General features: G+C 63.8%; 21 protein-coding genes. 11 read left to right on the forward strand and 10 right to left on the reverse strand.

What is annotated here, in order from left to right; translation table 11 throughout:
* The first annotated feature begins 41 nt into the window (after window positions 1-41).
* Window positions 42-467: a hypothetical protein gene (locus CGK93_RS20120; protein ID WP_089596346.1), complete on the forward strand. Its 426-nt coding sequence runs from the start codon at window positions 42-44 to the stop codon at window positions 465-467.
* Window positions 468-490: 23 nt separating this feature from the next.
* Here CGK93_RS20120 and CGK93_RS20125 read toward each other — a convergent pair whose 3' ends face one another.
* Window positions 491-793, reverse strand: coding sequence for a DUF3040 domain-containing protein (locus tag CGK93_RS20125; protein ID WP_089596347.1), 303 nt, complete (start codon window positions 791-793; stop codon window positions 491-493).
* A 337-nt stretch (window positions 794-1,130) separates the two neighbouring features.
* Here CGK93_RS20125 and CGK93_RS24280 point away from each other — a divergent pair, with 337 nt between their 5' ends.
* Window positions 1,131-1,673: a hypothetical protein gene (locus CGK93_RS24280; protein WP_232481424.1), complete on the forward strand. Its 543-nt coding sequence runs from the start codon at window positions 1,131-1,133 to the stop codon at window positions 1,671-1,673.
* Window positions 1,674-1,677: 4 nt separating this feature from the next.
* On the opposite strand, the gene CGK93_RS20135 is transcribed toward CGK93_RS24280, so the two are convergent.
* The 7 genes from CGK93_RS20135 to CGK93_RS20165 all read right to left on the reverse strand — a co-directional run bounded on the left by CGK93_RS20135 (window position 1,678) and on the right by CGK93_RS20165 (window position 8,575).
* Window positions 1,678-2,100 carry a heat shock protein transcriptional repressor HspR gene (locus CGK93_RS20135; RefSeq protein WP_089596349.1) on the reverse strand — a complete coding sequence of 141 codons (423 nt, stop codon included), beginning with the start codon at window positions 2,098-2,100 and terminating at the stop codon, window positions 1,678-1,680.
* Between the two features lie 10 nt (window positions 2,101-2,110).
* On the reverse strand, window positions 2,111-3,091 hold the full coding sequence (locus CGK93_RS20140; protein WP_089596350.1) for a DnaJ C-terminal domain-containing protein: 981 nt from the start codon (window positions 3,089-3,091) through the stop codon (window positions 2,111-2,113).
* 178 nt (window positions 3,092-3,269) lie between these two features.
* Window positions 3,270-3,929 carry a nucleotide exchange factor GrpE gene (locus CGK93_RS20145; RefSeq protein WP_089596351.1) on the reverse strand — a complete coding sequence of 220 codons (660 nt, stop codon included), beginning with the start codon at window positions 3,927-3,929 and terminating at the stop codon, window positions 3,270-3,272.
* A gap of 2 nt (window positions 3,930-3,931) precedes the next feature.
* Entirely contained in the window at window positions 3,932-5,797 is a 1,866-nt protein-coding gene (gene dnaK / locus CGK93_RS20150) for a molecular chaperone DnaK (protein ID WP_089596352.1), read from the reverse strand.
* A 294-nt stretch (window positions 5,798-6,091) separates the two neighbouring features.
* The gene (locus tag CGK93_RS20155) at window positions 6,092-7,030 is read right to left on the reverse strand and encodes a DUF817 domain-containing protein (RefSeq protein ID WP_089596353.1); all 939 of its coding nucleotides are present in this window, start codon (window positions 7,028-7,030) and stop codon (window positions 6,092-6,094) included.
* Complete coding sequence (locus CGK93_RS20160; protein WP_089596354.1) at window positions 7,023-7,814, reverse strand: oxygenase MpaB family protein; 792 nt, start codon at window positions 7,812-7,814, stop codon at window positions 7,023-7,025. Before CGK93_RS20160 ends, CGK93_RS20155 begins: the two co-directional genes overlap by 8 nt.
* A gap of 17 nt (window positions 7,815-7,831) precedes the next feature.
* Complete coding sequence (locus tag CGK93_RS20165; RefSeq protein WP_089597634.1) at window positions 7,832-8,575, reverse strand: TetR/AcrR family transcriptional regulator; 744 nt, start codon at window positions 8,573-8,575, stop codon at window positions 7,832-7,834.
* A gap of 142 nt (window positions 8,576-8,717) precedes the next feature.
* Between CGK93_RS20165 and CGK93_RS20170 the strand changes: the two genes are divergently transcribed.
* Window positions 8,718-9,644 (forward strand): NAD-dependent epimerase/dehydratase family protein, encoded by a 927-nt coding sequence (locus CGK93_RS20170; protein WP_089596355.1) that lies wholly within the window; start codon window positions 8,718-8,720, stop codon window positions 9,642-9,644.
* On the opposite strand, the gene CGK93_RS20175 is transcribed toward CGK93_RS20170, so the two are convergent.
* Complete coding sequence (locus CGK93_RS20175) at window positions 9,641-10,492, reverse strand: phytanoyl-CoA dioxygenase family protein (protein ID WP_089596356.1); 852 nt, start codon at window positions 10,490-10,492, stop codon at window positions 9,641-9,643. The genes CGK93_RS20170 and CGK93_RS20175 overlap by 4 nt on opposite strands.
* 111 nt (window positions 10,493-10,603) lie before the next feature.
* Here CGK93_RS20175 and CGK93_RS20180 point away from each other — a divergent pair, with 111 nt between their 5' ends.
* Window positions 10,604-11,449: a helix-turn-helix transcriptional regulator gene (locus CGK93_RS20180; protein WP_089596357.1), complete on the forward strand. Its 846-nt coding sequence runs from the start codon at window positions 10,604-10,606 to the stop codon at window positions 11,447-11,449.
* Window positions 11,450-11,609: 160 nt separating this feature from the next.
* Complete coding sequence (locus tag CGK93_RS20185; protein ID WP_089596358.1) at window positions 11,610-13,625, forward strand: hypothetical protein; 2,016 nt, start codon at window positions 11,610-11,612, stop codon at window positions 13,623-13,625.
* A gap of 55 nt (window positions 13,626-13,680) precedes the next feature.
* Here CGK93_RS20185 and CGK93_RS20190 read toward each other — a convergent pair whose 3' ends face one another.
* Complete coding sequence (locus tag CGK93_RS20190) at window positions 13,681-14,817, reverse strand: ROK family protein (protein WP_089596359.1); 1,137 nt, start codon at window positions 14,815-14,817, stop codon at window positions 13,681-13,683.
* Window positions 14,818-14,950: 133 nt separating this feature from the next.
* Here CGK93_RS20190 and CGK93_RS20195 point away from each other — a divergent pair, with 133 nt between their 5' ends.
* The 6 genes from CGK93_RS20195 to CGK93_RS20220 are packed head-to-tail and all read left to right on the forward strand — an operon-like array spanning window position 14,951 to window position 21,424.
* Entirely contained in the window at window positions 14,951-15,997 is a 1,047-nt protein-coding gene (locus tag CGK93_RS20195) for a hydroxyacid dehydrogenase (RefSeq protein WP_089596360.1), read from the forward strand.
* Window position 15,998: 1 nt separating this feature from the next.
* On the forward strand, window positions 15,999-17,345 hold the full coding sequence (locus tag CGK93_RS20200) for a sulfatase family protein (protein WP_089596361.1): 1,347 nt from the start codon (window positions 15,999-16,001) through the stop codon (window positions 17,343-17,345).
* A gap of 5 nt (window positions 17,346-17,350) precedes the next feature.
* Complete coding sequence (locus CGK93_RS20205; protein ID WP_089596362.1) at window positions 17,351-18,637, forward strand: extracellular solute-binding protein; 1,287 nt, start codon at window positions 17,351-17,353, stop codon at window positions 18,635-18,637.
* Between the two features lie 29 nt (window positions 18,638-18,666).
* Window positions 18,667-19,623 (forward strand): carbohydrate ABC transporter permease, encoded by a 957-nt coding sequence (locus tag CGK93_RS20210; protein ID WP_089596363.1) that lies wholly within the window; start codon window positions 18,667-18,669, stop codon window positions 19,621-19,623.
* Complete coding sequence (locus CGK93_RS20215; protein WP_232481425.1) at window positions 19,620-20,507, forward strand: carbohydrate ABC transporter permease; 888 nt, start codon at window positions 19,620-19,622, stop codon at window positions 20,505-20,507. Before CGK93_RS20210 ends, CGK93_RS20215 begins: the two co-directional genes overlap by 4 nt.
* A complete protein-coding gene (locus CGK93_RS20220; RefSeq protein ID WP_089596364.1) occupies window positions 20,504-21,424 on the forward strand; it encodes a Gfo/Idh/MocA family protein in 921 nt (306 codons plus the stop codon). The genes CGK93_RS20215 and CGK93_RS20220 overlap by 4 nt, the downstream gene beginning before the upstream one ends.
* Window positions 21,425-21,479: the final 55 nt, after the last annotated feature.

Consider the following 21,479-nt stretch of genomic DNA (forward strand, 5'->3'; position numbering starts at 1 on the left):
TAGGCTGGCTTAGGAGACATCTACGCCTGGAGGGGTGCATCATGTACAGACCACAGACCATCATTCCCGCCGCGCAGGATCTGGCCCGGGAGTGGGTATCACACGCGGCGGACGGAACGTCGTCCCAAGCCGATGCAGTGGTGAAGTGGGCCTTGACCCGGATCAATCATGCCGATGTCCCGTCCGTGGTTCACGGCGTCATGCTCACGCTGACTGGCAACAAAAAGGCCGCCAAAGAAGCCCAGCGCGCGGCGGCCAAAGCGGTGACAAGGACAACGCAGGCCTTGAAGCGGAACAGCCGGCAGCGCGCTCCGCGCCTGTCCGGGTGGATGATCGGCCTGCTCATCGGGGCTGTTGCCGGCGCGGGCGCTGTCCTGGCGTGGCGCATGATGGTGCCCCCGGGCGAACCTCAACCCGTCAAGCAGCCCGAGGCTCCGGTCCAGCCGCCCGTGCCGCCGGTTCCCTAGGGGACGCCTCTCGCACGGCCCCGCTAAGGTACGGGTTCGTCGTCGTGCCTTCCAGACTTCCTCCGAAGCGAGGTCCCGGACAGCAGCCAATACGCCCCGCCGCTGGCCAAGAGGAATCCCAGCACGCCCAGGATGACCAACTGGGTAACGATCCCGGCGATCACCATGACGAAGCCGGCCACCACGGCCAGGCTGCCAAAAATGGTGCGCGCCAGAGCGCCACGTGGGCGGCCGGACTTCAACTCAAAGGCGAGGTCGGGATCCGTTAAAGCGAGATCCCGCTCCAGCTCTTCCAAGCTCCTGCGTTCTTCATCCGACAACGACATCGGAATTCCTCACCACACGAGCAGGGCCGCCGACGTTGCGTCGATGCTCAGAACATCCGCACGAGCGCTGCTTGCCGTGCTATGCCTTCATTATCTTCCTGTTGGGGCGTTCCGGCTACAGGCAAGTAACCCGGCGTACCGTGCAGGCGACTAGGTGGTTGGGGCTGCTTCGTTGATTGATGTAATCGCCAAAGCAATTGCCGGCCAGATAGTCCTGAAAGTGCTTTTCGTCCCCGGCTGCAGCGGTACGGAAAGGTTCGTCGTGGTTCTTGCGGCAGTACCTCCCTGGTCCGGCCGTTGGAGCAACTCACGGAGCGACTTACCAAAGGTTCTAAGCATGCTTACGATGGAAGGGCAGGATTCAGACGCACCACGAGCATGGAACCCCACCGCCGACTGGAAAGTTGAACTCCCCATGGCACGACGAAGCGCTAAGAAAGCAACGAGCTCCACTGAAGTGGTTCGCAGTCGCCGCGGACCCGGTAGGGCTGTCTGGCTCATAGCCGCCGGTCTCGTAGCTGGCATAGCGGGTGGAGTTTTCGGCTTCCGCATGCTGGTGCCGCCGGGAGAGTCCGAACCGCTCAGGGAGCGTCGCCGTGAGCCAAGGGGAGCATCCCGGGTGGGACGGTCGCCTTTGGATGCTTCTCAACCCCATGTGGAACAGCCAGCGGAAATTCTCGTCCCGAAAGAGCCTGTCCAGATCTCAACCAGAATGCGGCCTGGCGAATGGACTGAAGAGTCGCTGCAAGCGCATCTTGAGGATTACCGGCAGCAGATCCGTGACATGGGTGCCAAAGAGTCGCAGATCGTCACCAACGTGGAACGGACTGAAGAGGGTGCTGCCCGGGTAGTGGTGAGCTGGGACCGCAGCCGGGCGTAGCGGGCTACTCCCCGGCCCGCGGCCTCCACACCACAACTGCCTGCGATCGCGCCCGCGGCCTCTGCCCACGGGCAAGGCTGACGACGTCGCCCGCCGCACCCGCCGCGAAAATGCGCGCATCCAAGGGTGAGCGGCGGCGCGATAGCTCCTCCGTCAGTTCGGCAACCCGGTACTGCAGCGCAGCAACCTGGTTTTCGAGGTCGAGGATGCGTTTGATGCCCTCAAGTGAGACGCCTGACTGCGAGAGCCGCTGGACCTCCCGCAGCTTGTTGACGTCGTTCTGCGAGTAGCGGCGGGACTTCCCGGGCGCACGGCTGGGCGAAACGATGCCCAAGCGGTCGTACTGGCGCAACGTCTGCGGATGCATGTCGGCAAGCTCCGCAGCGACGGAGATGACAAAGATCGGCTGGTTGACGTCGATGGCCATGACCGCCTCCTTACAACCGGGCCTTTGCGGCCAGGTCGTGACGCGGGTCGGCGTCGGTGGTGGCGGCAGCGAACGCCTTCACGGCTTCCTCCGCTTCCTTGTTCAGGTTCTGCGGAACCGCGACGTCGATGGTCACCAACAGGTCTCCGGTCGCCTTGGACGTTTTCACGCCACGGCCCTTGACCCGGAGGGTACGGCCCGACGGCGTTCCGGCCGGGACACGCACCTTGACGGTGTCGCCGTCGATTGTTGGCACCTCGATGGTAGCGCCAAGCGCCGCCTCCGCGAACGTGACGGGCACGTGGATGCGAATGTTGTCGCCGTCGCGGTGGAAGAAGTCATGCGGCTTCACGCTCACCGTGATGATGAGATCGCCATTGCCGGCAGGGCCAGCGTTGCCCTTGCCGCGCTGGCGGACCTTCTGACCGTCCTTGATTCCGGCCGGGATCTTGACGTCGATCACGTTGCCGTTGCTTTCGCGCAGGCTCACCGTGGTGCCCTTGATGGAGCCGGCGAACGAGATGGACGAGGTGGCCGTACGGTCCGCGCCCTTCTGCGGTGCCCGCTGGAAGCCGGTCTGGCCAGCGCCGCCGAAGCCGCCACCGAACAAGTCGGCGAACTCGGGCGGGATACCGCCGCCCGCAGGCTGACGGGCACCCGGCCCGCCGCCGAACAAGCCACCGAACAGGTCCTCGAACCCACCGTTGGCTCCTGCACCACCGCGGCCAGCACCGGCACCCGGAGCAAACCGGGCACCGCCCATGGCACGGATGGCGTCATACTGCTGCCGGTCCTCAGGACTCGACAACACCGAGTAAGCCTCGGAAATGTCCTTGAACTTCTTCTCCGCAGCAGCATCCCCTGAGTTCGTATCCGGGTGATGCTCGCGGGCTAGCTTGCGGTAAGCCTTCTTAATATCCGCGTCAGACGCGTCCTTGGCAATACCAAGGATCGCGTAAAAATCCTTTTCAACCCAGTCCTGGCTGGCCAAGAGCGTTTCCTTTCTAAAACAAACAAAGCGTACGGCGAGACTACCTCTAAGCCGTAGCGGATGAGGGGGCCCGGGAGTGGCATCGGGCCTGCCGAAGCCGGGTGGCCAAGGATCGCAGATCCTCGGCCACCCGGCGAAGGGGCGGGGCCCCCTCATCCGCGAAGGCGGAAGGTGGAACCTACGCCGGGACAGCCACGATGACCTGGGCTGCACGCAGGACCCGCTCACCGGAGCGGTATCCGGAGCGCAGCACCTGGCTGACCGTGTCAACCTCGATGTCTTCGCCGGGCTGCTGGATGAGTGCCTCGTGGATGGTGGGGTCGAATTCGACTCCGGTGTCCGCGATGCGTTCCAGTCCATACGTCTTCAGCGCATTCTCCAGCTTGGTGGCGATGGCGGCGAAGGGGCCGCCCTCAAGGTCACCGTGCTGGCGTGCGGCGTCGACGTCGTCCAGCACCGGGAGCAGGGAGTTCAGGACGCCGATGACGGCCATCTCTCCTGCTACGGCGCGGTCGCGTTCGACGCGCTTGCGGTAGTTGACGTACTCAGCCTGAAGGCGGAGGAGGTCATTGCGGAGCTCCGCTGCCTGGGCTTCAGCCGCGGCACCGGAGGCTACCGATTCCTCGGCCGGCACCTCTACCCCGTTGAGGATCTCCTCAGCCTGGGAGAGGGCGTCGCCGTCTGTGGGAGCGGCGTTGCCTTCGGTGGGAGCCGCAGCTTCGCTGTCAGGCTGACGTGCCTCACCGGTCTCCGGGTCAACCTTGCGGTTGTCCCGGATAACTGGCTTGCGCGGCTCGTTGCCTTCAGAGTGCTCTGCTTCGTTGCCGTGGTGAGGCATGGCTACTTCTTCGCTTCGTCTTCGTCGATGATTTCGGCATCAACGATGTCTTCGTCGTCAGCAGCCTTTTCACCGGCGGGAGCGCCTTCAGCACCGGCACCCGGAGCATCGGCTGCGGAAGCCTGCGAGTAGATGGCTTCGCCGAGCTTGGTCTGCGAGGCCTGGAGCTTCTCGAACGCGGTCTTTACGGCGGCGTCGTCGGTGCCTTCCAGCGCGGACTTGAGGGCGTCGACGTCGGCCTTGACCTCGGTCTTGACCTCTTCGGGCAGCTTGTCGTCGTTGTCGGCGATCAGCTTGTCCACTGAGTACGCGAGCTGCTCTGCGGAGTTACGGGTGTCCGTAGCTTCGCGGCGGGCCTTGTCCTCTGCGGCGTGCTCTTCGGCTTCACGCACCATGCGGTCAATGTCGTCCTTGGACAGTGCCGTGCCACCGGTGATGGTCATGGACTGCTCCTTGCCGGTGCCCTTGTCCTTGGCGGACACGTGGACGATGCCGTTGGCGTCGATGTCGAAGGTGACCTCGACCTGCGGAACGCCACGCGGTGCCGGAGCGATGCCCGTCAGTTCGAACGTGCCCAGCGGCTTGTTGTCGCGGGTGAATTCACGCTCGCCCTGGAAGACCTGGATGGCCACGGACGGCTGGTTGTCGTCAGCGGTGGTGAAGGTCTCGGAACGCTTGGTGGGGATAGCGGTGTTGCGCTCGATCAGGTGCGTCATGACGCCACCCTTGGTTTCGATGCCGAGGGACAGCGGCGTGACGTCGATGAGGAGGACGTCCTTGCGCTCACCCTTCAGGACACCGGCCTGCAGAGCGGCACCAACGGCCACAACTTCGTCCGGGTTGACGCCCTTGTTGGGCTCCTTGCCGCCGGCGAGTTCCTTGACAAGCTCGGAAACAGCAGGCATACGGGTGGAGCCACCGACGAGCACGATGTGGTCGATGTCGGAAACCTTGATGCCGGCTTCTGCGATGACGTCCTGGAACGGCTTCTTGGTGCGGTCCAGCAGGTCCTTGGTGAGGTCCTGGAACTTGGCGCGGGTCAGCTGCTCGTCCAGGTGAACCGGGCCGTCGGGGGTGACGGACAGGTACTGGAGGGAGATGTTGGTGCTGGTGGAGGAGGACAGTTCCTTCTTGGCCTGCTCTGCAGCTTCGCGGAGACGCTGGAGGGCGATCTTGTCCTTGGAGAGGTCGATGCCCTTGACCTTGAGCTGGCTCAGGAGCCACTCGACGACGCGGTTGTCCCAGTCGTCGCCACCGAGGCGGTTGTCACCGGCGGTTGCGCGGACCTGGATGGTGGAGAAGTTGTCTTCGTCCTTGCCAACCTCGAGGAGGGAGACGTCGAAGGTTCCGCCACCGAGGTCGAAGACCAGGATGAGTTCGTCTTCCTTGCCCTTGTCCAGGCCGTAGGCCAGTGCAGCCGCGGTGGGCTCGTTGACAATGCGGAGGACGTTGAGGCCTGCGATCTCGCCGGCTTCCTTGGTGGACTGGCGCTCGGCGTCGTTGAAGTAGGCCGGAACGGTGATCACAGCGTCGGTGACCTTTTCGCCCAAGTAGCTCTCGGCGTCGTTCTTGAGCTTCATGAGGATACGCGCGGAGATTTCCTGCGGCGTGTACTTCTTGTCATCGACGGCGACGTTCCAGTCAGTGCCCATGTGGCGCTTGACGGACGCGATGGTGCGGTCAATGTTGTTGACGGCCTGGCGCTTGGCGATTTCACCAACCAGGACTTCGCCGGACTTGGAGAACGCAACGACGGACGGCGTGGTGCGGCCGCCTTCTGCGTTGGCGATAACGGTGGGCTCGCCACCTTCGAGAACAGAGACCACGGAGTTGGTGGTTCCGAGGTCGATACCTACTGCACGTGACATATCTTGTTTCCTTTCAATGGCCGATGTTGGAGATTGCACCTGACAGCGGTCCGCTGGGCGGTCTACGTGCCGGAAGCCTGCTCAACAATCGGCTAGTTGAGCGTTCTGCACTCAACTGTACTCAGCCTCAGGTTTAAGTCAATCGAAAGTTGAGTGAGGTACGCTCAAGTTTGCTTTCTGCCCCTGAAAAAACCCCGGAATCATGGGGCCCAAGGCCTGGTTTCGCCCACGGTGAACTGGCAGACTGGCACGATGGACCGGGGTGAAGCGTAGCGCCGCGCAAACGGAACGGCGTCACTCAGCCCGGGTAGTGACACCCATATCCGGGTGGCCTCGACGAATATGGGTGGCGTCAGCCGTTTGGGCGTCGTCCGCGGTTTGGGTCGCGTCCAGCGGCTCCGGCTTGTACACCCACGCCACCAGCACCACGGAAATGATCATGAGCAGGAACCAGGCCAAAAGCTTGTCGATGGAGACCGCCTGCCAGCCCTCCAGCTGGTTCGGGTACAGCCACGCACGGGACCACGTGCCGATGTTCTCGGCGAACCAAATGAACAGGGCCACCAATAGGAAAGACACCAGAATGGGCATACGGAAGCGACGGCGGAACACCCTGAAGTGCATCACGCACCGCCCATAGACAAGCACGACGGCGGCCAGCAGCACCCAGCGCACGTCGAAGATGTAGTGGTGCGAGAAGAAGTTCACGTAGATCGCGGCAGCAACGAGGGCCGTGATCCACCGGCGGGGGTATCGATCGAAGCGGAGGTCGAACAGCCGGAAAACCCGCACCATGTAGGACCCAACGGCGGCGTACATGAACCCGCTGAACAAGGGCACGGCGCCAATCCGCAGGACGCCTTCGGCCTCGTAGGCCCAGGATCCGACGTCTGTCTTGAACAACTCCATCACCGTCCCCACCACGTGGAACAGCACGATCACCCGCAGTTCCCGGAGGGTTTCCAGCTTGAAGGCGATCATCAGGACTTGAATGACGACGGCGGCCAGGGTCAGGAAATCGTTCCTGGCCAGCCCTGCATCCGCCGGATACCAGAGGCGGGCCCCAATGATCACGGCGAGCAACGCAGCACCGAACACGCACGCCCAGGCCTGCTTCAGTCCAAAGACCACGAACTCGGTGAGCCCGGCCTGCAAGCGGCCTCCCCGGAACCGGTCCAAGTAGCGGTGGGCCAGGGTGTCGATGGACTCTTCCACCGAGGTGGAGTTACGCATACGGGACCCCGGCTTCCACATCAAGCCGGCCAAGATAGTAGTCGCGGGGCCAGTGCCGGATCCGCTCCGGCAGCCGCGGATAAACACGACCCATCAGCCGCATGGTCCGCTCGAACCGGCGGGCGCGGCCGGCGCTCCACTCAAAACCGAAGCCTTCACGCAGATGGTCCGGCAACAGGCCGGCGGTCAGGAAGCGCGCCAGTGGCATCGCCAGCCGCAGGAACCGCGGTCCACCAGCCGGATAGAGCAGGTCCCGGGCAACCCTCAGCGCTTTATCGTCGGGCTGGAGTCCGCGCACGTGACTGTCCCAATAGGCAGCGAACGCAGCACGGTCGGTCGGCCACCTGTCCGCCGGAAGCTGCAGGGCTGTCCCGATCCGCGCGTACTCGCGGTAAATGCGGTCGGCGGTCTCGTCGTCGAGCGTTCCATGGATCTGCTCGTAAACGGTGACGGCGGTGTCGTAGAGGGTGGCGACCACCCACAGCTGCGACTCGGCGTCGAAAGCGTTGTATCCCTTGGAGGCGCCGTCCGGTCCGCGGCGGACCGGCGCGTGGGCGCGGTTGACGGCGCGACGAACGGCTTTGAGCTGCTCCTCGGAGCCGTAGACCACCGCATAGACGTACGTCATGGTGGCGCGCAGCCGGTCCATGGGACGCTCAGCGAAATTGCTGTGCTCAGCTACGCCGTGCCCCACTTTGGGGTCGGCGATTTGCAGGAGAATGGCGCGCCCGGCACCGGCGAGCAGGACGCCCTCCGCACCGATGTCTGCCAGCCCTCGAACCATCTGAATACTGTAGCGCCCTAGCCTTGGAGCCCCACCACACCCTGGAGGACGCTCAGATGGTGGTCGAAGAGCTCATCGCGGGCGTCGAAGGTATCGCGTCCATACTGCCCGAAAACCTCAAAACTAATGGCCCCAAACACGGACGTCCACACCAGGACGCCCCGCGCCAAGGTTGCGTCGGGCGCGGCGAGATTCATCTCGCCCCGGATGGCTGACAGGTCCGCGGCCAACCCTTCGGAAATCACGACGGCGGGACTCGCCGCGGCGTTGAGCGCGCCTGCCCGGTAGGCGGCATCGAAGATACCGACGAGGCGGACGATGACCCGTGTTCCAGGGATGGTAGTGCGCTCACCCGGCGCTTGATACCCCGGGACGGGACTGCCGAAAAGGAGGGAATAGCTGGCCGGCTCGCGGATGGCCCACGTTCGCACTGCCTTGGCCAGTGCCGTGAACTGCGCTGCGAAGTCATTCTCAGCCTCGGCATTCACGGCTTCATCGACCTCGTCGCCAAGCTGGTTGTAGGCGTCGATCAGCAGGAGCGTGAGGAGTTCATCGCGGTTCTCTACGTAGCGGTACACGGCAGAAGACACGACGCCGAGATCCCTCGCCACTGCGCGGAGGGACAGTGCGGCCGCGCCGTGAACAGCAAGGTGCTCGCGACCGAGCCGAATAATGTCGGCGATGGTCTGCGCTCGGGCACGTTCGCGGGGAGTCGAGGCCTTCTCCTTGGCTTTGACGACGGCGGGTTCGGCTGAAGTCATGATCACAGCTTCCCACAACAGAGAGCGCTGTCAACAAACGAGAGCAGCGCTCTTGACATTGAGTTGATGAGCGCCCATCCTGATTGAGAGAGCACTGCTCTCGCTTTTCATCTTTTCGCAGTCACCCCGGAAGAAGGAACCCATGTACGTCGTCACAGGAGCAGGACCCGTTGGCTACACCGTCGCGGAGCAACTGGCAGAGCAAGGTCATAGAGTCCGGGTGCTGACGCGCTCGGGCAGCGGTCCGGAGCATCCCCTGGTTGAACGGGTCCGGGCGGACGTCTCGGCTCCTGCTCAGTTGGATGAGGCGATTTTCGGCGCAACCGCCGTTTTCCATTGCATCCACGGTTCCGCCTACCGGGCATCAGCCTGGGCCGCCGAACTACCCCACGCCGAGCAGGTGGTGATGGCCGCAGCGGCGGCCGCGGGCGCCGTCGTCGTCTTCCCTGAAAGTCTCTACTCGTACAGCGAGCCGGACCGGATCATGACGGAATCAAGCCCGCGGGAAGCAGCGGGCGGCAAACGCGGGATCCGGACTGCGTTGCTGAAGGCGCGGCAGGCGCACGCGGCCACCACGGTCAGCGTGGTTGCCGGCGACTTCTTCGGGCCACGCGTGAAGACAGCTCATGCCGGCGAGCGCATGGTCACGCCGATTCTGGCAGGCAAGGCGGTGCAGTTCATCGGAGCTACGGGTCAGCCCCACTCCTTCACGTACGTCCCGGACCTCGCAGCGGCAATGATTGCAGCTGCGCAGAAGCCCGAACTCTGGAACAGCGTGCTTCATGCCCCCACCGGCCCGGCCGTAACCCAACGGGAAATGGCCACAGCGCACGCATCAGCCGCAGGCTTTGTTGCGCCCAAGGTGAGTGCCGTACCAGGTTGGGTGCTGCGGGTAGCGGGCATCTTCTCCACGGACATGCGCGAGCTGGCCGAACTCCTGTACCAGTTCGAGCGCCCGTTTGTCATGGACTCCTCGGAAAGCCAGCGACTTCTGGGGATACACCCGACGCCCCTGCCGGAAGCTGCGGCGGCATCCATGGCGTGGTGGAAGGGTGCCGCGGCGGGTTAGAGGCCGTCGTCGTCATTCCAGTGCTCCTGCCAGCGCCAATCGATAGGTTCGCTCAGCCGCTGGTAGCGGATGTCGGTGGACAGGCGCATGGTGCCGTGGCGGTCCGTGTTGTCCAGAGCGGCATGAACAATATGTGCTGAGTGGACCACGACGTCACCCACCTCGTAGTCGGTGACGAGCCACCTGGCATCGTGCTCGTTCGCCAGCCCCGGAAGATCGGCGGTGATTGAGGCAGCGGGCATCTTCAGCGTTCCCGCACGCTCCTGGGCCATCACCCAGTGATGGCTGCCCTCGAGGTAGGCCAAGCCACCCCGCTCCCGCGGGCAATCGCCCAACGGTATCCACATGGACAGCACGCGATCGCTGCCCTCACGCAGATAGACAAGATCGTAGTGGGCCTGCGTGGCCGTGCCGATGCCGCTTTCACCCGGTTTGGTGTGTCGGATGATCTTCCGGCGGTGCAGATGGACAGCATCCCCGAGGAACCAGGCGAACCAGTCGGCAATCCCTTCCGCAGTGCACAGCGCCTGGTACTCCGGCCCCGGCACGATGTGATCGAAGAGGCCCCGGCGCAAGGCAGCACGGTCCACATCACCTGGTGCTGCAATGCCATCCCGAGGATACGTGCCGACCGCGTACACGTTGGCTTCGCCTAAGGACTTGAAGTAGAACTCCCGGAAATCCAACAGCTGGTCCGGATTGAGCTGCCCCTTCAAGTAGAGGTACCCATCGCGGCGGAGCCTTGCCCACAGCGCGTCACGATCCCTGCGTTCGGAAGGGGGTACCGGTTCCAGCTCAGCGAGGCGGGTCTTCGATTCGTCCAAGACGTAGCCGTTAGAGGTCAACATGTTGTCCACTGTGGCAGTGGAGGGCAGTGAAGTGAATGGACTTCGGTTTGCTGATACTTGGACTTTTGTGCGGCTTGTTTTGGCCTTCGTGTAAGGGCAGCATGGGAGCCTATGGATAATTGGTCAAGCTACCGCCACCCGGCGCTCCCCCTTCGTGACCTTGGTCTTGCTTGTCTGGGTGCCGGGGAACAAAGTGGCCTGTTACCGTCCTTTGCCGGCCGGACCCTCAGCAGCCACGGCATAGTCCTGGTCTCCGAAGGTTCAGGCCACATTTCTGTTGATGGTGAAAGATTCGAGGTCCGCGCTCCCGCGATCATGTGGCTGTTTCCGGGCGTGCGCCATGGGTATGGACCTGGGCCTGCAGGGTGGAAGGAACACTGGCTGTTGTTCACCGGACCTACGGCGAGAGCGTTTGAAGAGTTGGGGTGCTACTCCCGCGACTCCCCGTTGCTGCAGCTTGATGGTTCGTCAGAGCGGGACCTGATGGAAGCACTTGGACTTTTTCCAGCCCTGCGTGCGGCTCTCTCGGTGGGCGGTCACCACTCAGACTTGGACGCTTCGTTAATCTGCCAGCGGGTACTCGTCGAGGCCGGCAAGCAACGCAACCATGGCGCCAGCGGGTCACCCGGAGATGGGGAGAAACTGCTCGCCAGGCTTCATGAGATGGCCCATCTCCCGCTCAGCTTGCCGCAAGTGGCCGCTTCCTTGAACCTGACTGCCCCTGAACTTCGGCACGCAGTTCAGACAGCGACGGGCATGGGGCCGAAGGAGCTGGTGATCCAGCTCCGGATGTCGCGTGCCCAATCGCTCCTGGCGGACACTGACCTGCCGGTCCAACGCGTCGCCACGCTCACCGGGTACGACGATCCCGCCTACTTCAGCCGGCTCTTCACCAAGAAGACGGGCTTTCCTCCGAGCCAATTCCGCCGGGATCATCACCGGAAAAGTCCGCACTGACCTCCACTCAGCTAATGTCTGAAAATGTTCGAATCATGGATTTCCCAGCCCCTGCCTGAAACCCTGATTGCAGTGCACAGGACGTCTCCGGAACGTCCCCATCGACACCACACCACCCAACGATCACTGCCCCACGGGATACTCAATGAGGAGATCTTCCATGTCCACTTTCGCCATCAATCGTCGTCAGTTGCTGCAGACCGGGGGCATCGGCGGACTTGCCGTAGCACTGTCAGCAATGTCCTCCGGCGCAGCCGACGCTGCACCGAAGAAGCAAACCGCGGGTGTCCCGCAGATCACCGACCTGGGACCTGCCGTCGTGCAGTTTTCCCTCATGAGCTCGCTGCTGGTGGGCGACACCGTCTACATCGGTTCCCGCAACCTCAATCCTGTGCGGATCATCGGCTTCCACCTCCCCACCCGCACCATCACTTCAAGGACAGACCTCGGCTCCGGATACAGCATCCAGGCAATGGCCGCTGACTCCACCGGCCGCTACCTCTATGCGGGTGTGCTGCGCGAGGGAGTCGACGGAAAACCGAACCTCTACCGCTGGGACCTCAGCACACCCAACGCTCCGGCAGTGGGTGTCGGCGAAACAGGAGACCGGGACATCCGGGCTTTGGCTGTAGCCCCGGACGGCAAGGTCTACGTTGCCGGTGGCGGGTTGACCACCAACGCACCCTCCCTGTGGGAATACGATCCCGCTGCGAATGCCATGACCAGCTGGGGCGTCCCGGACCCCGGGGCAACCATTGCCCAAGCAGTGGCTGCTACCGCCAGCCACGTGTATTTCGGCACGGGCAGCACGCTGGGAGGCGGCAACGGCTCCAGCCCGGCCCGTCTCTTTGCGTTCGACCGGACGACGAAGACCTCGACGAACATCCTTCCGGCGGACGTGGCCACCGGTGTCTCAGTGACTTCCTTGAGCGTGCTGAACGGGCAGCTCGGAGTCGGAGTCAAGGGGCCCGGGAAGTCTGTGCTGATCAATCTGGCGGACCACTCTAAATTCACGATCATCGCCAAGACCGGCGTGATGTTCCGGCAGTTGGGCAACGACGTCTTCTTCGTCAAGGAGCCGGGCGTCTGGTCCTACAACATGGTCAGCAAAAAGATCACCCAGATCCTCACGGAGGATGTTGGCGCCATGTGGGGCTTGGACGTCTACGGCAACAAGGCGCTCACCGTCTCTTCCTACGACGTCATTGAAGTCGATCCTGTGGCGAAGACCGCAGTTAAGCATGACCTCACCCAGGCTGGAGCACCGGGCGGACCGCAGTCGTGCATGGGCCTCGCCGCGGGCGGCGGGGACGTCTATGTGGGCGGCACAGGAACCATCGCGCGTCACCAGCTGGCCTCAAACCAGGTTTCCTACCTCCGGGCGACGGGCGAGGCCAAGGACGCCGTGGTGGTGGGCGGAATCCTGTTCACGGGCCAGTACAACTCCAGGGGCATCTACTCCTACGATCCCTCCACCGGGCAACTGCCCTATCAAGTGGCTGCCCTCCCTGCCGGGCAAAACCGCCCCCTGGATGTCTGCTGGGACGCCGTCAACGGGCTGGTCATTGCCGGCGCTCAGAACGATACCGGCGGAGGCGGCTGCTTCGCCGCATACAACCCGGTGACAACGCAGGTCATCACCAAGGTCAATCCAATCGATGCCCTCCAGATGGTCCGGGCAGTGGCCACAAAGGACGGAGTGGCCTACCTCGGCGGGGACAACATCTACGCCACCGGCCCCCGAAGCACCGTGGTTGCCTGGGATCCGGTAGCAAACCAGGAGCTGTGGCGCCTTGACCCGGGCCAGCCCCAAGGGATCGCCGCAATGGCCATCCACGGCAAGTTCCTCTACGGCATGTCCCGCAAGGCTGCGGGCCTGTTCGTCATTGACCTCGACACCCGCCAAGTGGTTCACCGGGGCGACCTGAGCAGCGTCTGTACGGACTTCGGTGCCCTCCAGGTCAGCCGCGGGATTGTCTACGGCGTCTCCGACACCACGGTGTTCCGCATTGACCCGATCACGTTCGCGGCGTCCGTTGTTGTGGCTGACATCAATGGCGGCTGGTACAGCGGGCCCCACATCACGGCCGACGAGGACGGTTTGCTGTACACGCTCCGGGGCCCCAACCTCGTGCGGATTGACGATCAGCAGGCGATGCAAACCATGCGGCGCTAAGCCCCATGTAAGTAGCAGCAGATGCCGTTTTGAGCCCTCAAAACGGCATCTGCTGTTACCCAGTTGGGCTGGCAGTGAACAGTCCCGCAAGCACCGAACAGGCAGCACCCCTGGCCAGTGCTACGGGATCCGAAATGGCGGTATCAAATATTGGAGGCGGAGTATTCGCGTGGTCGTATTGGCGCACGAACGCGTCCTTGGTCTGCTCAGCAAACGTGCCCAGAGCGGCTTCAGGAGCGAAACCGGCCACCACCTGTCCGGGACCCAGGACCTTGGCCATGTTCGCCATGCCAATGCCCAGGTGCAGGGCTGCGTCGGCAATCAGTGCGGAGTCGATGTCGGGGTCCAGCTGCCTGTCCTGGCCGCGTCGCTCCAGTTCACGCTGCATGCCCCACAGGCTGCCCCGGGTTTCGAAACAGTCCTCCGCGCCGCAGTGGCAGTGCCTGGCAGGCTCGGGACCGGTGATCGCCCGCGAATGAGCGAACCCCCCTGCAGAACCGTTGAAGCCTCGCTGGATACGGCCTTCAACCACGACGGCGGCGCCCAGGCTGGTGCCGACGCTGAAGATGAGCATCTCGCGGCCTGCAAAGACGTCGTCGAAAAGCAGCCCCCGCGTGTAGGCGTTGACGTAACTGTCGATGATGACGGGGTGGTCCGCGGCTTCTTCGAGGAGCTCTTGGAACGCTATGTCAGCCCAACTCATGGCCCCGCTGTGCCGCACCAGGCCACTCGCTTGGTCCACCACGCCGGAGACGGCCGCCCCCACACCAATAAGCTTGGGCTCCCTGCCGCCTGCAGCAACCCGCACAGCCCTTGCCGCGGCTGCTGCGGCTTCGGCAGGTTCCGTGGATGCCAACGGCTCGCTGTGCGTGGCCACCACGTCACCGCGCAAATCGACGACGACGGCGTGGGCCTCCGTAGCGGACAGCCTCACCCCCGCCGCGAAAACACCTTCGCGTCCGAGCTCAAGAAGGCGCGCGGGTCTGCCGCCCGTGCTGGGCGCGATCTCGGTTTCCACCAGAAGGCCCGAGGTGATGAGCTTGCCCGTAATTCCGGTGACGCTGGCTGCGCTCAAGCCGGTCTGAACAGTGATGGCGGCACGGGAGACAGGCGATTGGGTCCGCACGACGTCGAGCACCAGGGCCTCGTTGATCTCACGGATCAGGGCCTTGCTGCCTGCACGTGGCTTCATTGCTGGTGGCTCCTGTTGTTGCGCGGCAAAGGATCCCACCCATTCTGGCATCCGTAGCGCGGTTGCTTTCACACTCTCCATGATACTTACTTTAGTCATTGACAAAAAATATTGAAACTGGCAACCTCAACCCATGAACATCAACAACGGCGTTGCATCGACACCACCTCCACCCACCACCCCCCGGCTGAGGATTCTCCTGAGCATCCCGGACGTGGAACGGGCGGCCTTCATCTCCCCGGAAACCCACGCTGCACTGAACCAGCTGGGCGAAGTCACCGCCATCGCACCGGCCCAGCTCCAGTCATTGGACGCTTTCGCCGCGGCGGCAGCAGAGACAGACATTTTCATCACGGCCTGGGGCTTTCCCCGCCTCGACGCCGAACACCTGGCAGCGGCGCCGAACCTCACATGCGTCGTCCACGCCGCGTCGTCGCTGCACGCCCTTGTCAGCGACGCATTCTGGGCCGCCGGCATCCCCATCTCCCAAGCGGGCGCAGCCATGGCCCCGGCTGTCGCGGAACTCTCGCTCACCTTTACTCTGAGCTTGCTGCGCCGCGTGCACCAGCTCGATCACAGCCTCCGCTCCGGCACCAACTGGGACGATGCCCGCACCGTACCCAGGGCCCGTGAAATCTCCGGCGCCCGCATCGGCGTAGTCGGCGCCTCACGCACAGGCCGCCGCTATATCGACGCCTGCCGGGCACTCGGCGCAGAGGTACGTGTCTATGATCCGTACCTCCTCAAGGGGGATCCCCTTGCGGCCAGCTCCACCACCTTGCACGGCTTGATGGCAAACAGCGATGTCCTCGCCATCCACGCCCCCGCCACCAGTGAAACCGTGGGGCTGATCGGTGCTGCCGAACTCGCCCTGATGCCGGATGGGGCAGCGTTCGTGAACACGGCCCGCTCCACCATCGTGGACATGGAAGCCCTCTACAAAGAGGTGCACTCGGGCCGGATTGACGCGGCGTTGGATGTCTTCGACGCCGAGCCCCTTCCCATGGATGATCCTTGGCGCTCCCTGCCGAACGTGCTCCTCACGCCCCACCTCGGCGGCGCCACTGTTGACTCGCGGCGCCGGGCCGGCGGCATCGTCGTTGACGAACTAAGCCGCTTCATCAGCGGCCGGCCCATGGAACACGCCCTCACCCGGACCGACCTCGAACGGATGGGCTGACATGCGCAACATCCTCTTGATCCACTGCCACGACCTCGGCCGTTTTCTGGGCACGTACGGAGTGGAAACGGTCTCAACCCCGCACTTGGACGCCCTGGCCGATGAGTCCGTGCTCTTCGAGCAAGCCTTCGCAACCGCTCCCCATTGCAGCCCGGCCCGGGCCTCCTTGTTCACCGGTACGTATCCCCAGACCAATGGTGTCCTCGGGCTGACGCACGAGCCCTTCGGCTGGGACCTCAAAGAGCCGAAAGACCACATCGCCTACAGGCTGAAGTCCGTCGGCTATCAAACCGGGCTCGTCGGCGTGCACCACGAATCGCGGGTCTTGGCCGACGACGTGGTGGCCGGCAGGCTCGGTTTCGACCACGCCCGTACGGGAGGTGCACGGGACGTCGTCGTGGATCGCGCCACTGACGCGCTGCGTCGGATGTCCGGCAGCGACCGGCCCTTCTACCTGCAGGTCGGCTTCACCGAGCCGCACCGGGTGCCCTCCGCAAGGGACCGCCCCGGGGTGATGGGGTTCCTGGCCGATGGCGTCGAACCGGACGTCTCCTTGGGGCATTCCGTTCCGGCCCATTTGGTGGACGACGACGGTGCCCGCGAGGAAATCGCCGAGCTCCAGGGCGCGGTCAAACACATGGATGAAGGCGTCGGCAGCATCCTGGCGGAACTCGATTCGCTGGGCCTCCGCGACCAGACGCTGGTGCTGTTCACCACCGACCACGGGCTTGCGCTGCCCCGCGCCAAATGCACCCTGTACGACGCCGGACTCGGCGTTGCGCTGATGCTTCGCCATCCCGGCAACCCGGCGTGGTCCGGGAGGCGCGTGTCGGACATCGTCAGTCACGTGGATGTCCTGCCCACCTTGCTTGACCTGGCAGGACTGCCGACTCTCGACGGCCTCGCCGGAACAACTCTGCGGCCCGCCGTCGAAGCAGGCGGGGCCACGCGAACCCACTGTTTCAGCCAGCTGAGCTACCACACGTACTACGACCCCAAACGATCAGTGCGGACACCCACCCACAAACTGATCGTCAACTTTTCCAACGCACCACGCGCCATGGATCCCACACAATCCTGGATCCACCGCAGCCTGCCGGCGGACCTTGGCGGGCCCACCATCGGCACCAGCCCGGCGACGGAACTCTACGACCTCACCACAGACCCTGAGGAACTGGACAACATCGCCGGCCATCCGGAGCAGTCGGAAATCCTCAGGGATCTCTCCGCTGCCCTCTTCGACTGGATGCGGGAATGCGGCGACCCCCTCCTCACCGCCCCCGTAGCAGCCAGCCGCCACCTGCTCGCGCTCAGCGCGATCCAAGAAGCCACCCTCACCCGAAAGTAGCCACCATGTTCATTCAAAAGATGCACCGCACCGCATTGGCGACAGCCGCCGTCGTCACCGCCGCCATGGCGCTCACCGCCTGCGGTTCCGCCGGTTCTACAACGTCCGACGGCGGCCAGCCCACCGGCAAGGTGACGCTGTGGATGTACCCCGTCATCAAGGACGAGACCGCCAGCAAGAAGTTCTGGCAGGACACCGAGGCCAGCTTCGAGAAGTCCAACCCGGGCATCGACCTGACCATCGAACTCCAGACGTTCGACAAGCGGGACGCCCAGATCTCGGCGGCGTTGGCCGCAGGCTCGGGACCCGACGTCGTGCTCATTACGCCCGACCAAGCCGCCACCTACCGTAACGTTCGTGGACTGCTGCCGGTGGACAAAGCCGTTGAGCAGGACAAGGACAGCTTCTACCCCGGAACGTTGGAAGCAGCGACATTCGACGATGAAGTGTTCGGCGTACCACTGTTCCAGAACATCAACACAACTGCATACAACACCAAGATCTTCGCGGACGCAGGGGTGCCGCTGCCCAGGACCTGGGACGATCTCCGCAGTGCGGCGCCGGTTCTGGCCAAGAAGGGAATCGCCGTGATGGACTACGCCGGCACTCCTGAACAGACGTTGAACTTGTCCTTCTATCCCCTCTTGTGGCAGGCAGGAGGAACAGTCTTCACCGAGGACGCCAAGGACATCGCCTTCGACTCCGAGGCCGGCGTCTCCGCGTTGCAGTTGCTGATCGACTTGAAGAAGCTCGGCGGACTTCCCGCCGATGCCGCCACCGACGGCCCAAAGGTTGAAGGTGCGCCGATCGCCACCGGTAAGGCAGCAATGCGGGCCACCACGTCACTGCCGGAACTGAAGCAGATGCGCGCCGCCCTGGGTGCCGAAAACGTTGCCTTGGGTGCTCCTTTGACGGGCAAGGTCCAGGCGACGTACGGAAACCCCGGTTTGCTGGCGCTGACTTCCATCAATAAAAAGGAAAACCGCGAAGCTGCCTACAAGGTCATGAGCTACCTGAGTTCGGCTGAGTCCCAGAAGGCCCTCAACACCGCTGCCGGCAACCTGCCGACGCGGACAGATGCCGCCGCCCTGGGCACGGATGCCGATTCCCTGGCCATGGCCGAGGCCCTGAAGTCCGCCAACCCCGGCGAACCGTCCCCGGTTGCACGCCAGGTCATGGGTGCCCTCGCACCGAACATCCAAGCTGCCCTCCGCGGCGATGTCAGCGCCAAGGAAGCCCTTGACCGTGCTGCCAAAGAAGCCCGCGGCATCCTGCAGCGCTCGGCATCCTGAGCCCAGCCCAACCACCGATTGGTCACCCCATGTCTGTAAACACCCGCACCAGAACCACGCTGGCCGGCCGACATCCCGAGTTGACGGCGTCACCGCTCAAGCCTTTTGGGGCCAAGAAAGCCCGTAGCCGCGAGGCACTGGCCGGCATCCTCTTCGTCCTGCCCACCTTGGTCATTTTCGGCCTCTTCAAGTTCCTCCCCATCTTCGGGGCCGGTGCCATGAGCCTGACCGAGTACAGCCTCAACGGCGACTTCGAATTCCTGGGCGCAGACAACTACACCCGATTGGCTGCTGATCCCAACTTCTGGCAAAGCCTCAAGGTGACGCTCCTGTACGTGGCGATCTTCGTCCCGTTCATCATCGCCGTATCGCTGGCCGGCGCCGTCCTCCTGGACAAACTGGTCAGGTTCACCGGGACTTTCCGGGCCCTGCTGTTCATCCCCTACCTCAGCTCATTCGTCATGGCCGGCATCATCTGGACGTGGATCTTCTCCACGGATGGTCCGCTGAATGCAGCATTGGTTGGCCTGGGCATGGGGCCCGTCCCCTTCACCTCCGGGCCCCAACTGCTGGTCCTGCTCTCCCTGGCCGTGGTGTCCGTATGGAAAGGCTTCGGCTACTCCATGCTGATCTTCCTGGCCGGGCTCAAAGCACAACCGGCCGAAGTCCACGAGGCTGCGCGTATTGACGGAGCCGGCGCCTGGAAATCGTTCTGGTACGTCACATTGCCCCTGCTGAAGCCCGTGGTGTTCTTTGTCCTGGTCATCGAGACGATCGTCGGATTCCAGGTCTTCGACACCATCTACGTCATGACCGGAGGCGGACCCGCCCGGGCCAGCCACAGCCTCATCTACTTCCTGTTCGATGAAGGATTCAAGTTCTTCGACTTCGGCTATGCCTCGGCCATTGGCGTGGTGCTGTTCGTCATCGTGCTCATCCTCTCGCTCATCCAGCAGCGCTTCTTCGAAGGTAAGGACTCCAAGTGACTGCCACCGTTTCCACTCCAGATGTTGGCCAACGCCCCGCCGGACGCAGCACCCAGCGAAACCCCCGCCGCAGCACCGAAAAGCGCCGCCAACGCACCCTGACCTGGGTGCTTGCGGTAATCTCGCTCTTCACGGTGGCGCCCCTGATTGCCGTTGCCGTGCTGGCACTCTCCCCTGAGGATGCCCCCACGCTCCCCTACGCTCTGCCGTCGTCTCTGACGTTGGACAACATCGTCCGCATCTTCAACGTGGGTGAATTCCCGCTCTGGCTCTGGAACTCATTCCTGTACTCGGCGGTGTCCGTGGTAGTTGTCCTGCTGACAGCTTCCATGGCCGCCTACGCCTTGGCCCGCAAGAGATTCCCGGGACGGAACGCGCTGCTGTGGGCCATCATCGCCACCATGATGGTGCCCGTCCAGGCCACGCTGATCCCCACCTTCATCCTCATCTCCAAGATGGGCGGCGTGAACACGTTGTGGGGCCTGATCCTGCCCACTTTGGCCAACGCACAGGCGATCTTCCTGATCCGCCAGTTCGTCCGGGACATGCCGGAGGAACTGTTCGACGCCGCCCGCATCGACGGTGCCGGCGAATGGCGGACTTTCTGGCAGATCGTGCTCCCCCTGATCCGTCCCGTCCTGGCAACCCTGGCCATCTTCGTCTTCCTCTGGCATTGGAACGACCTCCTTTGGCCGCTGGTGGTGGGCCAATCGGACACTGCCCGGACACTCACCGTCGGCCTGGCAACGTTGAACACCGAGACAGCCTCCACCTCCAACGTCATGGCCGCAACGCTGGTCAGCTTCATCCCATGCCTGGTGATTTTCGCCCTCCTGCAGAAACACATCGTCGCCAGCATTACGCATAGCGGTGTGAAGGGATGACGCCGACTGCGCCTATCCGTTTCGGCCTCATCGGCGTCGACTCCCCGCACGCGCCGTCGTTTACCCGCCTCTTCGGCAATGGTTCCGACGGCGTGGTCCCCGGCGGCACGGTGACGCACGCCTGGAAGGGGGAATCGGCGTCGGACTTTCCGTTGAGCCGCGACCGGATCGACAGCTTTGCCGACGAGGTGAGCGAGTTGGGGGTCATCATGTGCGATTCGCCGGAAGAGGTGGCCGAGGCCTGCGATGCCCTGCTGATTGTGTCCTCGGATGCGCGGACGCACCCACGATACTTTGAGCGTGTGGTGCGATTCGGCAAGCCGGTCTATGTGGACACGCGGTTCGCCCCCACCCTGGCAGAGGCCCGGACCATGCTCGCCCAGGCGCAGGCCTCCGGGACTTTGGTCCTGGCCGGCTCCCCCAAGCGGTTCACCCCGGAGTTCCAAGCCGCGCTGACCGGAGGGCCGTACCACTCTGTCTCCTTGGACGGCCCCCTCCCCACCCAGCCCGGCCACCCGGGCCTGGCCTGGTACGGCGTGCATTTGGTGGACCTCGCAGTGGCCGCGCTCGGTGCCGGTCCGGGGACGGTAACGGTCGACGCCGGGAGTCCGGGTCCCGCGGAAGGCGCCACCACGGTGACGGTGCGGTGGGGAGACGGCCGCGAGGTCTCCATGAAGGGCGAAGCGGACTGGAGTCCGTTCACTATGGGGCGCATCGAATCCGAGGGCGGCTGTTCCGAGTTCTCGATCGAAGCCGGCCCGCCCATGCTGGTGGGCCTCTTGGAAGGGATCGTAAACTCCATCCGCAGCGGGACACCAAACGTACCGCTGCGGGAGATCCTCAGCATTGTCGCGATCGTGGAAGCCGCCAACAAGAGCCTGAAAGCCGGCGGCCCCGTCCCCCTCTCACCCAACTAAGTAGCAGCAGATGCCCTATTGAGCCCTCGTTGGAACATCTGCTGCGACCTACTTG

The organism is Arthrobacter sp. YN, assembly GCF_002224285.1.
GTDB lineage: Bacteria > Actinomycetota > Actinomycetes > Actinomycetales > Micrococcaceae > Arthrobacter.

What these genes read in the sequence shown, in the direction of transcription:
- CGK93_RS24280 (WP_232481424.1), top strand. Translation starts at nt 1,131, where the DNA reads ATGCTTACGATGGAAGGGCAGGATTCAGACGCACCACGAGCATGGAAC.
- CGK93_RS20210 (WP_089596363.1), top strand. Translation starts at nt 18,667, where the DNA reads ATGTCTGTAAACACCCGCACCAGAACCACGCTGGCCGGCCGACATCCC.
- CGK93_RS20200 (WP_089596361.1), top strand. Translation starts at nt 15,999, where the DNA reads ATGCGCAACATCCTCTTGATCCACTGCCACGACCTCGGCCGTTTTCTG.
- dnaK (WP_089596352.1), bottom strand. Translation starts at nt 5,797, where the DNA reads ATGTCACGTGCAGTAGGTATCGACCTCGGAACCACCAACTCCGTGGTC.
- CGK93_RS20220 (WP_089596364.1), top strand. Translation starts at nt 20,504, where the DNA reads ATGACGCCGACTGCGCCTATCCGTTTCGGCCTCATCGGCGTCGACTCC.
- CGK93_RS20175 (WP_089596356.1), bottom strand. Translation starts at nt 10,492, where the DNA reads ATGTTGACCTCTAACGGCTACGTCTTGGACGAATCGAAGACCCGCCTC.
- CGK93_RS20160 (WP_089596354.1), bottom strand. Translation starts at nt 7,814, where the DNA reads ATGGTTCGAGGGCTGGCAGACATCGGTGCGGAGGGCGTCCTGCTCGCC.
- CGK93_RS20170 (WP_089596355.1), top strand. Translation starts at nt 8,718, where the DNA reads ATGTACGTCGTCACAGGAGCAGGACCCGTTGGCTACACCGTCGCGGAG.
- CGK93_RS20125 (WP_089596347.1), bottom strand. Translation starts at nt 793, where the DNA reads ATGTCGTTGTCGGATGAAGAACGCAGGAGCTTGGAAGAGCTGGAGCGG.
- CGK93_RS20165 (WP_089597634.1), bottom strand. Translation starts at nt 8,575, where the DNA reads ATGACTTCAGCCGAACCCGCCGTCGTCAAAGCCAAGGAGAAGGCCTCG.
- CGK93_RS20145 (WP_089596351.1), bottom strand. Translation starts at nt 3,929, where the DNA reads ATGCCTCACCACGGCAACGAAGCAGAGCACTCTGAAGGCAACGAGCCG.
- CGK93_RS20190 (WP_089596359.1), bottom strand. Translation starts at nt 14,817, where the DNA reads ATGAAGCCACGTGCAGGCAGCAAGGCCCTGATCCGTGAGATCAACGAG.
- CGK93_RS20185 (WP_089596358.1), top strand. Translation starts at nt 11,610, where the DNA reads ATGTCCACTTTCGCCATCAATCGTCGTCAGTTGCTGCAGACCGGGGGC.
- CGK93_RS20205 (WP_089596362.1), top strand. Translation starts at nt 17,351, where the DNA reads ATGTTCATTCAAAAGATGCACCGCACCGCATTGGCGACAGCCGCCGTC.
- CGK93_RS20155 (WP_089596353.1), bottom strand. Translation starts at nt 7,030, where the DNA reads ATGCGTAACTCCACCTCGGTGGAAGAGTCCATCGACACCCTGGCCCAC.
- CGK93_RS20135 (WP_089596349.1), bottom strand. Translation starts at nt 2,100, where the DNA reads ATGGCCATCGACGTCAACCAGCCGATCTTTGTCATCTCCGTCGCTGCG.
- CGK93_RS20180 (WP_089596357.1), top strand. Translation starts at nt 10,604, where the DNA reads ATGGATAATTGGTCAAGCTACCGCCACCCGGCGCTCCCCCTTCGTGAC.
- CGK93_RS20195 (WP_089596360.1), top strand. Translation starts at nt 14,951, where the DNA reads ATGAACATCAACAACGGCGTTGCATCGACACCACCTCCACCCACCACC.
- CGK93_RS20120 (WP_089596346.1), top strand. Translation starts at nt 42, where the DNA reads ATGTACAGACCACAGACCATCATTCCCGCCGCGCAGGATCTGGCCCGG.